11 protein-coding genes and 1 riboswitch are annotated in these 14,211 nt (G+C 43.6%); of the genes, 7 read left to right on the top strand and 4 right to left on the bottom strand.

Going from position 1 to position 14,211, the window contains the following annotated elements:
* The first annotated feature begins 14 nt into the window (after positions 1 to 14).
* From V1U08_RS06925 to V1U08_RS06905, 5 genes are all read left to right on the top strand, one after another.
* The gene (locus V1U08_RS06925) at positions 15 to 650 is read left to right on the top strand and encodes a tetratricopeptide repeat protein (protein WP_014231972.1); all 636 of its coding nucleotides are present in this window, start codon (positions 15 to 17) and stop codon (positions 648 to 650) included.
* 3 nt (positions 651 to 653) lie between these two features.
* The gene (locus tag V1U08_RS06920; RefSeq protein WP_330470280.1) at positions 654 to 1,310 is read left to right on the top strand and encodes a response regulator; all 657 of its coding nucleotides are present in this window, start codon (positions 654 to 656) and stop codon (positions 1,308 to 1,310) included.
* Positions 1,300 to 2,712, top strand: coding sequence for a sensor histidine kinase (locus tag V1U08_RS06915; RefSeq protein WP_330470279.1), 1,413 nt, complete (start codon positions 1,300 to 1,302; stop codon positions 2,710 to 2,712). The genes V1U08_RS06920 and V1U08_RS06915 overlap by 11 nt, the downstream gene beginning before the upstream one ends.
* Positions 2,713 to 2,912: 200 nt before the next feature.
* A complete protein-coding gene (locus V1U08_RS06910; protein ID WP_330470278.1) occupies positions 2,913 to 4,853 on the top strand; it encodes an LTA synthase family protein in 1,941 nt (646 codons plus the stop codon).
* A 270-nt stretch (positions 4,854 to 5,123) separates the two neighbouring features.
* Complete coding sequence (locus V1U08_RS06905) at positions 5,124 to 5,507, top strand: hypothetical protein (protein WP_065296904.1); 384 nt, start codon at positions 5,124 to 5,126, stop codon at positions 5,505 to 5,507.
* A gap of 87 nt (positions 5,508 to 5,594) precedes the next feature.
* Here the strand turns inward: V1U08_RS06905 and V1U08_RS06900 are convergent, their stop codons facing one another.
* The 3 genes from V1U08_RS06900 to V1U08_RS06890 form a co-directional block, all read right to left on the bottom strand.
* Positions 5,595 to 6,329 (bottom strand): chromosome partitioning protein ParA, encoded by a 735-nt coding sequence (locus V1U08_RS06900; RefSeq protein ID WP_065302439.1) that lies wholly within the window; start codon positions 6,327 to 6,329, stop codon positions 5,595 to 5,597.
* A gap of 32 nt (positions 6,330 to 6,361) precedes the next feature.
* Complete coding sequence (locus V1U08_RS06895; RefSeq protein ID WP_014231978.1) at positions 6,362 to 6,520, bottom strand: hypothetical protein; 159 nt, start codon at positions 6,518 to 6,520, stop codon at positions 6,362 to 6,364.
* Positions 6,521 to 6,998: 478 nt separating this feature from the next.
* On the bottom strand, positions 6,999 to 9,647 hold the full coding sequence (locus V1U08_RS06890; RefSeq protein ID WP_330470277.1) for a S8 family serine peptidase: 2,649 nt from the start codon (positions 9,645 to 9,647) through the stop codon (positions 6,999 to 7,001).
* A 551-nt stretch (positions 9,648 to 10,198) separates the two neighbouring features.
* Here V1U08_RS06890 and V1U08_RS06885 point away from each other — a divergent pair.
* Entirely contained in the window at positions 10,199 to 11,170 is a 972-nt protein-coding gene (locus V1U08_RS06885) for a LysR family transcriptional regulator (protein WP_330470276.1), read from the top strand.
* A 36-nt stretch (positions 11,171 to 11,206) separates the two neighbouring features.
* On the opposite strand, the gene V1U08_RS06880 is transcribed toward V1U08_RS06885, so the two are convergent.
* Entirely contained in the window at positions 11,207 to 11,866 is a 660-nt protein-coding gene (locus tag V1U08_RS06880; RefSeq protein ID WP_020336371.1) for a nitroreductase family protein, read from the bottom strand.
* Positions 11,867 to 12,419: 553 nt separating this feature from the next.
* Positions 12,420 to 12,520, top strand: a riboswitch (glycine riboswitch).
* A 115-nt stretch (positions 12,521 to 12,635) separates the two neighbouring features.
* Between V1U08_RS06880 and V1U08_RS06875 the strand changes: the two genes are divergently transcribed.
* Positions 12,636 to 14,009: an alanine/glycine:cation symporter family protein gene (locus V1U08_RS06875; RefSeq protein WP_020336373.1), complete on the top strand. Its 1,374-nt coding sequence runs from the start codon at positions 12,636 to 12,638 to the stop codon at positions 14,007 to 14,009.
* Positions 14,010 to 14,211 lie beyond the last annotated feature (202 nt).

The raw sequence follows: 14,211 nt of genomic DNA, 5'->3' as shown, positions 1-14,211 counted from the left end.
GAAGGACAGAAACGATGAATACTAAAAAACTACTATGCACTTTAACTGTATGTTCAGCGTTAGCTTCAACTGCGGCGTTGGCAGGAAACACCCCACTCCAAGATGTGCAAAAGAAATGGGCAGAATGTCAGTACAGCACACCTAGCGGTGATGAAAAGGAAAATTGTTTTAATCGCGCAATTGCAAAAACCAGCATTTACTTAGACAGAGAACCGGGCAACCCAGAGCTGACGGTTTGGCTGGCTATCAATAAAGCGTCTCTTGCGGGAGCTAAAGGTGGATTGGGTGCACTGTCTTTAGCGAAAGAAGCGAAGTCTTTGCTTGAACAAGTCATTAAAACTTCACCACAAACTCTTGATGGATCAGCTTACACCAGCCTGGGTTCGCTGTATTATAAAGTTCCGGGGTGGCCAATTGGGTTTGGTGATGACGATAAAGCTGAACAAATGTTGAAAAAAGCTTTAGAGATCAACCCAAACGGCATCGATCCTAACTATTTTTATGGTGATTTCCTTGCTGAGGAAGGAAGAGATCAAGAAGCGAAAGTGTATCTGACTCACGCGATGCAAGCCTCGCCTCGCCCTGACCGTCCTTTAGCTGATAAAGGCAGAAGACAAGAAATCGAAGCAACGCTAGGGAGACTAAAATAATTTATGCGCTTATTGCTGGTAGAAGATGACAAACTACTCGGCCAATCCATGGTGACTTCACTTAGTCGCCATGGATACACCGTGGACTGGTTAGAAAAAGGGGCGGGTGTGACTAGCGCACTTAAAACTGAAGCGTTTACTGTCGTGATTTTAGACCTCACTTTACCCGATATTGATGGATTAGAGGTGCTACGTAACATTCGAAAAGGCGGATTTAAACTACCAGTCATGATACTCACGGCACGAGATGATATCCGCGATCGTGTTCAGGGTCTGGATAGTGGCGCGGATGATTACCTGGGCAAACCATTTGCACTGGAAGAATTACTTGCGCGGTTGCGCGTGGTCATTCGACGTCAATCAGGCAGCGCCGACGAGCTTATTCAAGTTGGATTGTTATCCCTATCGTTATCTGAGCAGAACATTCGTTATGACGGCGTGCCTCTCAAACTGACCCGCAATGAGTTTAAAATTCTAACGAGTTTGATCACCAACGCTGGTCGGGTACAAAGTAAAGAGCAGCTGCAACAATCTCTGCATGGCTGGGATGAAGGCGCGAGTGACAACGCGATAGAAGTACACATACACAACTTACGTAAAAAAGCGCCAAACGTAGCGATTAAAAACATTCGTGGTGTGGGGTACATTCTTGAAAAATAACAAGCCCTACTCTTTAAAACGTAAGCTTACCGTCTCTGTTGGCTTGCTGGTCTCGACCTTACTCCTGATATCACTTTATTTCAGTTTTGAATCCGCCAAGCATGAAGTGGAAGAGGTTTATGACGCAAGGCTTGGACAATCCGCGAAACTGATGTTTCTCACCCTTTCTGTATCGAAAGAAGAGAGCACACTTGCCAATCATAAAGAGTTGTTCCAGCAATGGATGCAAAATATCAAGCAGTTAGCAAAAGCCGATGGTGATGAAGCAACCAAGTTCGGCCACCCCTACGAACAAAACCTCGTGTTTCAGTTTTTCAGGGACGATGAACTCATTTGGAGTTCGTCCCCCAGCCTGCCTCCGCTTTCGTCTTCATCAAATAACAACGGCTACTTTGATATTAAAGTAAACAGCACAGCGTGGAGAACCTTCCAACTCTCCTTCCCTCATACTACCCATAACAATGAATATGTCGTGGTAGCTGAGAAACAAAAAATAAGACAAGAGATCATTCGTGAAATTGCTCTGTCGACATTGATTGAACAGATCTTGCTGATCCCAACGTTATTGCTTTTGTTGATTTGGTTGATTCAACGCTACTTTCGCCCCATCAATGAGCTTCGTAGTGCCATCACACAAAGAAATGTACATCGATTAGATCGAATTCACGTAACGGACCACACGGTAGAACTAGACCCTTTGGTAAATGCGCTAAACTCCCTGCTGTCTGAGCTGGAACAGGCATGGCAACGTGAAAAACGCTTTACTCGCGCCGCCGCTCACGAGCTGAAAACGCCGCTCACTATACTCCGCTTAAACGCTGAAAATGCACTTCAGAGTAATGATCCGGAACAGCTGCGTGGTGATCTGGAAAATATCCTCAAAGGCATAGAACGAACCGACCGGCTTATTCATCAGCTTCTCACTTTAGCCAAAGTAGACAGTCTCTCGGAACGTGTATTTAACACTATTGAGCTTACTCCTCTGCTACAAACGGTGGTCGCCGATCTGGCTCCGCTGGCATTGAGACAAGAGCAAGACATCAGCCTCTCCTCTCTGGATGTTCAGGTGTCCGGAGATCCGATGTTGCTCGGTGTCCTGTTCCGCAACCTGATAGATAACGCCATTCGATATTCCGGTGCGAATAGCGAAATTCAGGTGCAAGTGACCCAGAATCAGAATGCCGTCAAAGTGTCTGTGTCGGATACAGGGCCAGAAATTCCACAAGAAACTCGTGAGAGAATTTTTGAGCAATTTTATCGTGGTCACTCAGAAACCGGCGATGGTGCTGGTCTCGGTATGTCAATTTGCAAAGACATTGCATTACTGCACAATGCCACGATTGAGATTGCGCCTCGGGAAAACGGGATGAATACGTTTGTGATCGCATTCCCCAATACCTAACAAACGAACCAACCGCGCCAAGTTGCGCATAGCTTGCGCGGTTATTGACCCAACTATCAGTGAGGCTCGTCGCATTCCCGAATAAAAACTCAGATACTTCTCCTTTCATATATAGATTACGGTTATGTTTCACGTTTATTTCACGCCACCCGTGATAAAAACTGCGTCGCACAACTTTTAAATTTATCAAATAAGTAAATATGAGAAGTACTTTTAATAGACCCGTTTTTGGGCCACTACAGCCAATTGCTGTTTTTTCCTTGTTTTCACTCGCTTTCTTATCACTTTCACGAATTCTGTTACTCTTTTGGCAATCAGACCGAATCGAATCATTTCAAGATCTCATTTATATTCTTGGCCAAGGTGTTCGCGTAGATTTCGCTACATTGTGTTGGTTATTTATTCTCCCTGCTCTGCTGTCTGCACTGCTGCCTTTGAAGGGCAAAATAGGCAATGGCTGGAAGTGGATACTGCGCCTGTGGATGGTCGCTGGCCTATGGATTTTGGTCTACATGGAATTGGCAACCGCTCCGTTTATTCAGGAGTATGACCTGCGCCCTAACCGCCTGTTCATCGAGTACTTAATTTATCCTAAAGAAGTCATGAGCATGCTCTGGACAGGTTATAAGCTAGAACTGTTCATTGGTGCCGCTGGTACGGCTATTACTCTTATTTTAGGTTGGAAATGGAGTAAAAAACTGACTGATTCTGCACAGCAGATCCACTGGAAGTGGCGTCCTTTGTTGGCGATTTTGGTTGTACTGATTGGTGTCGCAGGCGCGCGCTCTTCTTTGGGTCACCGTCCTCTTAACCCAGCGATGGTAGCCTTCTCTAGCGACCCTCTATTGAACGACCTGACCCTCAACTCTTCATACTCTCTGTTGTTTGCCGTCAATAACATGAAATCGGAAAAGAGTGCTGAGCAGTTTTACGGCAAGATGGATAGCCAAAAAATGTTGGAGATCGTTCGCGAATCGTCTAAGAAATCGGATTTTAACCCTGAACTCTTGCCAACAATGAATCACAATTCTGCAACTTACAAAGGAAAACCTAAAAATTTAGTTATCCTGTTGCAAGAAAGTTTGGGTACGCAGTTTGTGGGCTCTTTAGGTGGCCTGCCATTGACACCAAATCTGGACAAATTAACAGAGGAAGGCTGGTTATTTACCCAAATGTACGCCACGGGGACACGATCAGTACGAGGCATTGAAGCGGTAACGACTGGTTTTCCACCATCCCCTTCACGTTCGGTTGTGAAACTGAGCAAAAGCCAAACCGGCTTCTTTACCATTGCTGATTTGTTGAAAAATCAAGGTTATCACACACAGTTTATCTATGGCGGTGAGGCAAACTTCGACAACATGAAGACCTTCTTCTTTGGGAATGGTTTTGAACAAATTGTTGAAGAAAAAGATTACCGAAACCCCGGCTTCGTTGGATCATGGGGCGTAAGTGACGAAGACCTTTATAACAAAGCGGATGAAGAGTTCGAGCGGCTGTCTAAGGATGACAAACCATTTTTCAGCTTAGTGTTCACATCAAGTAACCATAGCCCGTACGAATACCCTCAAGGTAAAATTGAGCAGTATGATGAGAAATACATGACACGTAACAATGCCGTGAAGTATTCAGATTACGCGCTTGGCACCTTCTTTGAAAAAGCAAAGAAATCTGGCTACTGGGATGACACCATATTTATCGTGATTGCCGACCATGATGCTCGTGTATCAGGCGCTAACTTAGTGCCGGTCAAACACTTCCACATCCCTGCATTGATCATCGGTAAAGGGATTGAGCCTCGCAAAGACGATCGGATTTCTAACAACATCGACATGCCACCAACACTGCTTTCGCTGATTGGCGTGGATGCCAAAAGCCCGATGATTGGACGCGATCTGACCAAGCCGTTAGCACGAGAAGACGAACGCGCTATGATGCAGTACGACAAAAACTTTGGTTACTTAACGCGTGATAACTTGGTCGTGTTCTCTCCTGGAGAAAAAGTGACTACTTTGTCATACGACTTTGAAAACAAAACGATGCAACCTTTGGACGTTGAAGAAGCCATCGTTGAAAGAGCGAAAGCCAATGCGCTATTTGCTTCAAAAGCATATAAACATGATTGGTACTCATCTCAATAAGAAGAAGATTTGGGGTTAACACTGATTAAAAGAGGAGCCATTTGAGCTCCTCTTTCTACTTGTAAAAGACCCTTAGCTTTTCGACATCGAATGTAAAGTTCGTAGCGGAAAAACCACATTTTTAGTCCTCAACTCCAAAATGAATTATTATTCACCAAAAAAGACTAAAAATATCATTTTAATTTCCATTCAACCATTCCCATTGGGACTTCAATAAATTAGACTCAAGTGAAAACCAACAGCTGTGTAGAAGACAAAAAAGGAATGGCAATGAGCTCAAGTATGATCCTTAGCGAGTCCCTAATCGAAAGCGGACGAGATATCCCACTAACCGAACTCCTGTACGCAAAACGCGTGCTTGATAACTACATGGCAGTGGCAAAGGATAGTAGTCCTCTTGAACTACTGACAGAAATGAAAGCAGCAGCACAACAAGTTGAATATTTCAAAACCGTTGATAACCCGTGTGAAGCTCGTAACGTCATCAGCGGTATGATCGATGAAATTTCCAAGGCGACAACGTTCGCTGAATTCAAGACATTCGCGGGTAAACCTTCCCTAGCGTTAAACGAATTAATCGAAGATCGTGCGCAATTGATTAAACGCGAAAGAGAGCTACTGCTGGCGTCTGGCTACGACGCGTCACGTATTTAGCTTTTAAAACAAACAAGTGTACGAAAAAAGGAGCACTTATTGGTGCTCCTTTTTGTTTATGCTTATGTGAAGTGATAGTCAGACTAATTAGAGCCCCATGTCTTCACTCATTTCTTTGATCTGCTTTAAATCCATTTTGTGGACTTCAATCAGCTGATCAACCTGACTTAAGCGTGATGTAGCTTCGTCATGTTTGTTACACACATCAGATTTCACGTCCCAAGACTTGCCTTCTAAGTAAACATCGCACTCTTTCTTCAGCTTACTAATTTTCGGCAGTAAACTTTCACGCTCTTTTTCTAAAGATTCTAATTCTTGGGATACTTTTAGCTCTTTTTGGAAAACTTCGCGCGAACGTTCCAGCATTGTCGCTTGTATACCACTCTGGCGAGTCAGTTTTTCGTTCTCTGATTTAGTGGTACTAATCTTGTCGTTCTGTTGCTTAACCTGAGATTCAAGAGACAAGTTTACCTTCTCGACTTCGGTAAGTTGTGACTGTAGCGCTTTCAGCTCTTTTTGATGCTCCGCTTCTTTTGCCGCAAGAAGAGCCGCTACTTTGTCCTCGACTTCTTTTTCTAAGCCCGCTTCGCGAACTTGCACTTGCGATACCAGCTGAGTTTTATCCTGAGCAAGTACCTCATATTTCTCTTCTAAACTTTGATACGCCGATTCCCATTTGTTCGCAGTTAAAATGGAGCCGACTAAGCCACCCAAGGCAATGCCCAAGACCGCTGCAATTGCGATATAAATTTGAGTGCGCTTGTCACGCTGCTCTATCACAACCACGTCTTCATGTTCTTCAATGTTATTCTGAGAACTCACCGTATATTACTCCAAGGAATCTTGTTATTTTGCTAGCGAATCAGTTCCGCGACCATTATTGATGCGGTGTAAATCAGGAATGCGCCTATCAAAATAATGATGGTCGCTTTTTGGACTTTTTCATTGGTTCGATAACGAAATAGCACGAATGCAAACACGATCAAAACCACTATGGCTAACAATCTGGTCATACAGCCTCCTTGTCCGATTGTGACTTCGTCTAAATCCATAGACAGTTTCACAAAAGTTTATTGTAACCTATTTCTATATTCCTCAACGTCAACATAGCGTAGATTTTAAGGTGAGTGCGGGTGTTTTGATCAATTTTGTGCTCTTAATTGAACTACTTACCTAGAGTCACAGAATAACCATTACCTGACGCTATGGAACATCTGGTCGACATTACGCTGCAAAATAGTGAAGTTTATTCGATGTATAACGCAAAACGATTAGCTAGCCATGATTACGCACGCTCTTTGCAAATAATTATTTGAAAAATAAATCCGCATTGGGTGCTCAAAGTCAGTCAAGATGCATGAAAAGGTTTTCGGAACATTTAACTAGCGTGAGTTCTATTGGTCGATCCACTTTTGAGTCACGACCCTTTTTCTTGGGCTCATTAATAAAAACGCCCGCTATTTCGCGGGCGTATAAACGGCGTAAAGGAAATTACCTTGTCAATGTAATTGGATGTGATTCCCAAGTTTCGATGTCTGGTGACATGTCGTTTTCACCAAGTAACTTATGGAATTCCAGCTTGATGATGTATTCTCCCGCTGGAGCATCGGTGCCATCAGCAAGTTTACCATCCCAAAAACCGAATTCTAATCCAGTACCTGCACCACTAGTACGCACCATGTACTGAACATCTTCCATCGTCACGCCTTCAGGCATATTACGCCAACCCAGAGGAGCAATAACCTTACCTTTGTTGTTTAGCACTTGTGCTTTAAATTTTCGCAACATAGGGAAGGCTTGTGATATCCCCATGAACACCGTATCGTCTTTTGCACTGTCGTTAGTAAAGTCTAAAGTTACAGGTACACCCGGACCATATGAAGGACCACAAGAACCTGCAATTTCGGTTTGGTTACAACATGGCGATTGCGTCCAAACAGGGCCACTACAGTTCGGTATTGCTTCTGGACGTGTAAAGAATGAGCTCATACTTGGGTTAATTTCGGTCAATGTCTCATTTTCTATAGGTAAGGCGTGATAGTCGCCTTTTAAACCTAAATAAGGAACACGAATGATTTGGCCCGTCTCAACTGCATCAAATACGATCCAACCTGAAATCACTGCCCCCTCTGGCACGTCGGTAGGCTCTGTAATACTAAAATAGACTGTACCGTTACCACTTGCAGATACTTCAATTTGATCAACGTTAAACGTTACTTCAGCCGCTTCTTTCCTTGCAATCCATCGCTGAGTCATAGGTGGCGCTGCAGTCAATGCTGCTTCATGACGAACATGGAACGTTAATGTTTGATCAGAGTCGTTATTTAGCTCAATTGACCCATCAAAGCTATGACCGTTCAAATCACCGATAGCAAATTTAGCAGGTAACGCAGTAACTTCGGTGGTTAATGCTTGAATAGCGTTTACCATACCAGCGCCTTGCAATGCTGTTGATGCTGGTCCAACTTCGCCAGTCCAACCAATGACTTGTGGCTGTGCAGTATTCATAAGGATGTTGCGAATATCGCCAGGCTTAAGTTTAGAGTTTGCTGACTTCATTAACGCTGTAATACCAGCTACATGGGGTGAAGCCATTGATGTCCCAGTTAAAAAGCCGTAATGCGCATACTGGCTTGGCATCGCAGAATAAATTCTTTCTCCCGGAGCCATTACTTCCGGCTTGAAGTCTAACTCGTGTGTTGGGCCCCAAGTAGATGTAATTGAAGGAGTATTTGCATACGGGTTATCTATAGATACATAGTCACCCCAAATCACTGTTGTTTCTCCAGCTTCAATTTTGGCCTCTAATGCCGGAACATCAATTGGTCTGATCTTCGCTACAGGAATCGATAGGTTTTGTTTATATGGAATCATATTGCTGGCCCAACGATACAACCAAAAGTCTGTATCATACAGCGGTTCATCCCACCAAATAATTGCTCCTGCGCCTTCTCTTTCCAACAAAGCAGCCTGTTTAGAGGTACATGAATAAGGGATGGATCCTTTCGGCTTTTTAACTAATACTGTTTTGCCTTCAAAAGGGCCAACCGGTTCAACATCACAGTCAAATGCGCCATAGTTAATCACTTCACTGCTGCCACCTAGAGGGACAGAAGAATTATTCGCAATAACAAATGGTACTTTTAAATCATCAATTTTAAACGCTAACGCCGCATCATAGTAACTACCAATAGCAGAGGCTACCGCTGTTGACTTTTTAGCAATTGCGGGCGCTGCAGGAAGGAAAGGACCTGCAGACGCATTACCAATAGATACGACCGGCGCTATATCTTTTACCGCTAATTTATCAACCGCTTTCGGTAAAATAGACTTTTGAATCACCCCACCACGGATTGAGCCTAAACTCATGTTAACAACATCACAATCATCCGCAACGGCTTGCTCTAGCGCGTTCAAAATTGTTGATGTATAGCCACTGTTTTCACCACCAAATACTTTATAAATGCGTAATTTAGCATCAGGTGCTACACCCACCATATTTGGGCCATTACCAGCAAGAATACCTGCGACATGGGTACCATGGTAGCCAGAGTCTGAGTAATCAGAATCACCCTCGGCAAAGTCATAACCACCTAAAATTTTACCTGCAAATGCCGGATGTTCGGTATCAATACCAGAATCAACCACACAGGCAGTAATACCTTTACCGGTAAAACCTGCAGCATGCGCCTCTGGAACACCTGTAAGGTTAGTTACTGTTATGGTTTCACGAGTAGCATCAGGTACTGCTTCTTCGATTTCTTCGCCTGAGAAGTAAACGTATTCAGGGTGAATAGCCTTTACCATTGAAAACTTTTCAAAAGCTTTAATCGTTTCAGAATTGGCTTCGATTGAAACACCATTCACCAATCGGTTAAATTTTGAAAGTTCTTTAAAATTAAGTTTCTTTTTCTTTGCTTCGCTACGAAAAGCGTTTTGTTCTGCTTGTATATCTTCTAGGTGAGCTTTTTTTTCATTTGCATCGGTAACATCAGCGAGTGACTTGCCTTTGAACTCAATGATATATCGGTCTTTTACACGACCATCATCGGCGATTTGATTCGCTAAAGCTGTTGTTGAGCAACAAGATAGCGCGACTATACAACTAGTTAACCTAGCTTTAAAACTAAGACTTTCCATTTACTTTCCTAATCCATTAGTTGTCGTAATTTTGAGACCTAGGCATAATTTTGATACCGAGGTCTATTTTTATGCTAAGGCGATATGCTAATCCATTCAATGCATTGGAAATGAATACGTAGTGTTATGATGTAACAAAATGAAGCGTTATCACAGAACTCGATAGTGGTTGCAAAATGTTACCTTAATGTAATGAATCCACATCCCTATTACTTTTTCGCAACAAACCAAAACCAAGTGAAAGGATGCAGAGAATGCAACATCGCCTGTCATGAGGAACTTGCTCCAGGGGCTATATCGTGACTTCATCAGATTGAATGAAGAGATAAATGGAATAACTCAGAGTCATATTGTGCAAATGATAAGGAAGGCATCGGCAGCGCTGAACATATTAGGTTTAAGCGGTAACATAACAAGACGCTACGGCAAGTTTGAGTCCAGTATCGAACTGGCTTCGGAAAGTGGCTAGCGCCACAAAATACGAGCTATGATCTGGTTCTAATGAACTGTTATTTTCTAGCTTTCACTCCCCCTTATTTGATAGGAAAATCATGGTCAACTCCAACCAAATTCTGCTGTTTGTCGATGTTGTACAGCAAGGCTCGTTTTCCAAAGCAGCAGCGCTCAATGAAATGGATAATTCCTCACTATCTAAACAGATCAAGCGCCTTGAGAGCGATCTGGGCGTGCAGCTACTGAATCGCTCTACGCGCTCATTTTCAATGACCTCAGCCGGTGAGGAGATCTTCCGTTACGGACAAACTCTGCGCAATACCTTGCAAGAGATCCAACTCTCCGCAGATGCCTATCAGGAAAAACCCAAAGGGGTCTTGCGTATCACGTCGCCCAGTTATTTTGGTCATCAATATTTACGGCCAGTGATCACCGAGTTTATGCGCGCCCACCCCGATGTGCAGATCCACCATTCGTTGGACGACAGAAAATCTGACATTATCTCTGATCATTACGATCTCGCCTTTCGCTTGAGTAAGTTGTCCGACTCAAGCCTGATCGCCAAGACTATCGCCAAATCCCACTTTATCTTAGTGGCTGCAAACCGCTTTGTTAAAGAGTATGGTTTGCCAACCTCGCCGAAGGAACTTAACGCTTTGCCTGCGGTGATCTACAGCAATAATGATGTCACTTTGGATACTTTTACTATCAGTGAAACTGCCAATGGCGAGGATTATCAAGAGTATAAGATGCAAGGACGCTATCGGGTTAATGATGTGCGCACCCTGATTGAAGCGGTCAGAGATGGCGTCGGTTATGCGCGTCTTGATGCCTCAAACCTGTCGCAACCACTCTCTGAGCTTGGATTGGTACAACTGCTTCCCAAGCACAACATTGTCACGCAGGATAAGGCTATTTACGCCCTCTATCCGCACCGTAAACAAACTCGGCTGGTTCAAGCGTTTATAAGCGCAGTAGAGGCATACATAGGCAACCCACCACGCTGGCTTGAGTATATCGAGGCCAAAACTCCGCTAAATGAAGATAAAAAAACCACCCAAGCTGAATGACTCGGGTGGCTTAGTGATTCTATCTTGTTTTATTAATTACAGGGTAACCAGAACATCTTCTGCTGCAAGGCGAGATTTAGGTAAACCGTAGTTGTAGTCTTCGCCTTCAAGATGGTAACCCATCGCCAGTGCAAACTCACATACGTAGCCATCAAGCTCTTTCTCGAAGATTTTGCCGATCATTTCAGGATCGACGCCCTCCATTGGTGTTGAAGCAATGCCAAGGCGTGCCAACACATGCAGAGTATTACCTAGGGCAATGTAGGTTTGCGCTTTAGTCCAGTGACCATTAAAGCCAAGTTCATTGGTTTGTGACTCTGCAAATCCGAATGCTCCATTGAGCATGTTGTCATACATCTCTGCTGGTAAGTGACCTGAAGAAACTTCCACATCGACGACTTTGCGATAATCATCTTTGGTAAACTTCGGGTTGTGTGCAAACAAAATGATGTGTGACGCTTCTTTCGCGTGCGGTTGATTAAACTGGTGCATGTTCGCGAAAGTATCGTGAAAACGTTGCTTCGCTTCATCGCTCTCAATCACGATGAACTTCCATGGCTGTGAGTTGATCGAAGATGCTGACAAACGGATCGCTTCTTTGATTACATCCATATCTTGTTGTGAAATACGCTTACTTGCGTCATATTTTTTCGCTGTGTAGCGACGATTCAAATCTTGGATGATTGGATGTGACATTTATAATTCCTTATTGCGTTACCGATGCGGTGCATATTACCTATCACGAGGTAACAGAAACAGAGCCATTTTGGCCAATCATTATGGATAAAATTGTCCATAATTTCTTTTGAGCGATCTATGTAATAGCCGGGTGGGATTCTTCAGTTGGCAGTTTTTCTGCCTCTCTAGGGTTAATTATCAATTAATTAACGAAACCCAGTACTATTTGTTGCTTATTAAGGTGACTACTCAAGACTTGCTGAACCGCGCTCAAACCAAGTTTAAATTGGCATACAAACTGGGGTACAAATTGTGCTTTTCACTCAAAAACAACTTGAAACCTACATCACACTTTTGATAGATTACCTGCGTTAGCGAAAGCTAACTATCTGATTATCTGAAACTTTTTAACATTTTAGTAACATTCGCTAAGTTTGTGAATCATTTCAGGTAATTGTTCCGATGAAGACTGCAGGAGAGTGGTTATTAATCAAAATTTAATTTTTGATTAGCATAACCTGCCGAAGAATTAACTATTTCAGGTGCTACTTAGGTAGCGGGGACTGTAGTTGGAGGAACCTCTGGAGAGAACCGTTTAATCGGTCGCCGAAGGAGCAAGTCCTGTGTCATGCACAGGGTGAAACTCTCAGGCAAAAGGACAGAGGAGTGGAAAGTTGTAACCTAACTATTTGGCGTTCCCGTCTTTTAAATAGCTTTGTTCTATTAGAGATCTTGTATCTCGCCCTTTCCCTCTTCTCCTTATTAGTTGTTTTATTAAGGGGAAATCATGAACGACCTACAATCTTTACTTCAAACCATCGATAACTTTGTCTGGGGTCCACCACTACTGCTTTTGCTTGTGGGTACCGGTGTTTACTTCACTTTTAGCCTCGGCTTAATCCAGTTTAAACATCTACCGACCGCGTTAGTGATGGTATTTAGTAAAGATAAGTCATCTGATAAACAGGGTGACGTTTCTAGCTTTGCAGCATTATGTACTGCACTTTCAGCCACTATCGGTACTGGTAATATTGTTGGTGTTGCTACCGCAATTAAACTTGGTGGTCCGGGTGCTTTGTTCTGGATGTGGCTTGCTGCCCTATTCGGAATGGCAACCAAATACGCTGAGTGTCTACTTGCAGTAAAATACCGCCAAGTTGATGATAAAGGCCAAATGATCGGTGGCCCGATGTACTACCTACAATATGGTGTAGGATCTAAAGCACTGGCGATCATGTTCGCTGTATTTGCTTTAGGTGTGGCTTGTTTTGGTATCGGTACTTTTCCTCAAGTGAACGCGATTTTGGATGCGACAGAGATTTCTTTCGGTGCTAACCGTGAGCTATCTGCTTTCATCCTGACTCTATTAGTCGCTTTTGTCACTTTAGGTGGTATCAAATCTATTGCTAAGGTCGCTGGTAAAGTTGTACCAACCATGGCTGTATTCTATGTATTGGCGTGTCTAAGCGTGATTATCATGAATGCAGACCAACTACTGAACGCTATTGAATTAGTGTTGGTATCAGCCTTCACTTCTACTGCAGCAACAGGTGGTTTCCTGGGCGCAAGCATCATGCTGGCTATCCAATCGGGTATCGCTCGAGGTGTATTCTCAAACGAATCTGGCTTGGGTAGTGCACCAATGGCGGCGGCAGCAGCGAAAACAGATTCTTGTGTCAAACAAGGTCTGATTTCCATGACAGGTACCTTCTTCGATACCATCATCATTTGTACTATGACCGGTCTTGCTCTTATCCTGACTGGCGCATGGCAAAGTGACTTCTCTGGCGCAGCAATGACGACCCACGCTTTTGCGGTTGGTTTAAATGCTGACACCTTTGGTCCAATGCTGGTATCAATTGGTCTGATGTTTTTCGCCTTTACAACCATTCTTGGTTGGAACTACTACGGTGAGCGTTGTGTCGTGTTCTTGTTCGGCACTAAGGCGGTACTGCCATACAAACTGATTTTTGTTGGTTTAGTCGCTTCAGGCGCGTTCCTGCATCTGGACATGATTTGGATTCTGGCTGACATCGTAAATGGACTGATGGCCATTCCGAACTTGATCGGTTTGATTGCACTCCGCCAAGTCGTTGTAGAAGAAACCAAAAGATACTTTGCGCACGTTACATCGGCTATGGGCGATAAAGTGACGGCATAGTTCTTTACCAATTTAGAAACGTTAGTAACATGATGCGAAGCCTACCAGCTTCGCATTTTTTATTCCTAGTTACTCAGACTGAAACAAATACTTCACCAAACCAACATTCAACCCGTTCTACACTTATGCCAGTCTGGACAAATAGATGATTTCGATTTCGTCAAGGAAATCGATTAGTGCAGCGGATCGTTATTCGAACAGC

This window comes from Vibrio sp. YYF0003 (genome assembly GCF_036350715.1).
In the GTDB taxonomy this organism is placed as follows: Bacteria; Pseudomonadota; Gammaproteobacteria; order Enterobacterales; family Vibrionaceae; genus Vibrio; species Vibrio natriegens.
Note: the sequence above shows the minus strand (reverse complement) of the source record. Positions and strands in the feature narration are given on the sequence as shown.

Coding starts and splice junctions, on each gene's coding strand:
- V1U08_RS06925 (WP_014231972.1), top strand. CDS start 15: ATGAATACTAAAAAACTACTATGCACTTTAACTGTATGTTCAGCGTTA.
- V1U08_RS06920 (WP_330470280.1), top strand. CDS start 654: ATGCGCTTATTGCTGGTAGAAGATGACAAACTACTCGGCCAATCCATG.
- V1U08_RS06910 (WP_330470278.1), top strand. CDS start 2,913: ATGAGAAGTACTTTTAATAGACCCGTTTTTGGGCCACTACAGCCAATT.
- V1U08_RS06905 (WP_065296904.1), top strand. CDS start 5,124: ATGAGCTCAAGTATGATCCTTAGCGAGTCCCTAATCGAAAGCGGACGA.
- V1U08_RS06895 (WP_014231978.1), bottom strand. CDS start 6,520: ATGACCAGATTGTTAGCCATAGTGGTTTTGATCGTGTTTGCATTCGTG.
- V1U08_RS06890 (WP_330470277.1), bottom strand. CDS start 9,647: ATGGAAAGTCTTAGTTTTAAAGCTAGGTTAACTAGTTGTATAGTCGCG.
- V1U08_RS06885 (WP_330470276.1), top strand. CDS start 10,199: ATGGTCAACTCCAACCAAATTCTGCTGTTTGTCGATGTTGTACAGCAA.
- V1U08_RS06880 (WP_020336371.1), bottom strand. CDS start 11,866: ATGTCACATCCAATCATCCAAGATTTGAATCGTCGCTACACAGCGAAA.
- V1U08_RS06875 (WP_020336373.1), top strand. CDS start 12,636: ATGAACGACCTACAATCTTTACTTCAAACCATCGATAACTTTGTCTGG.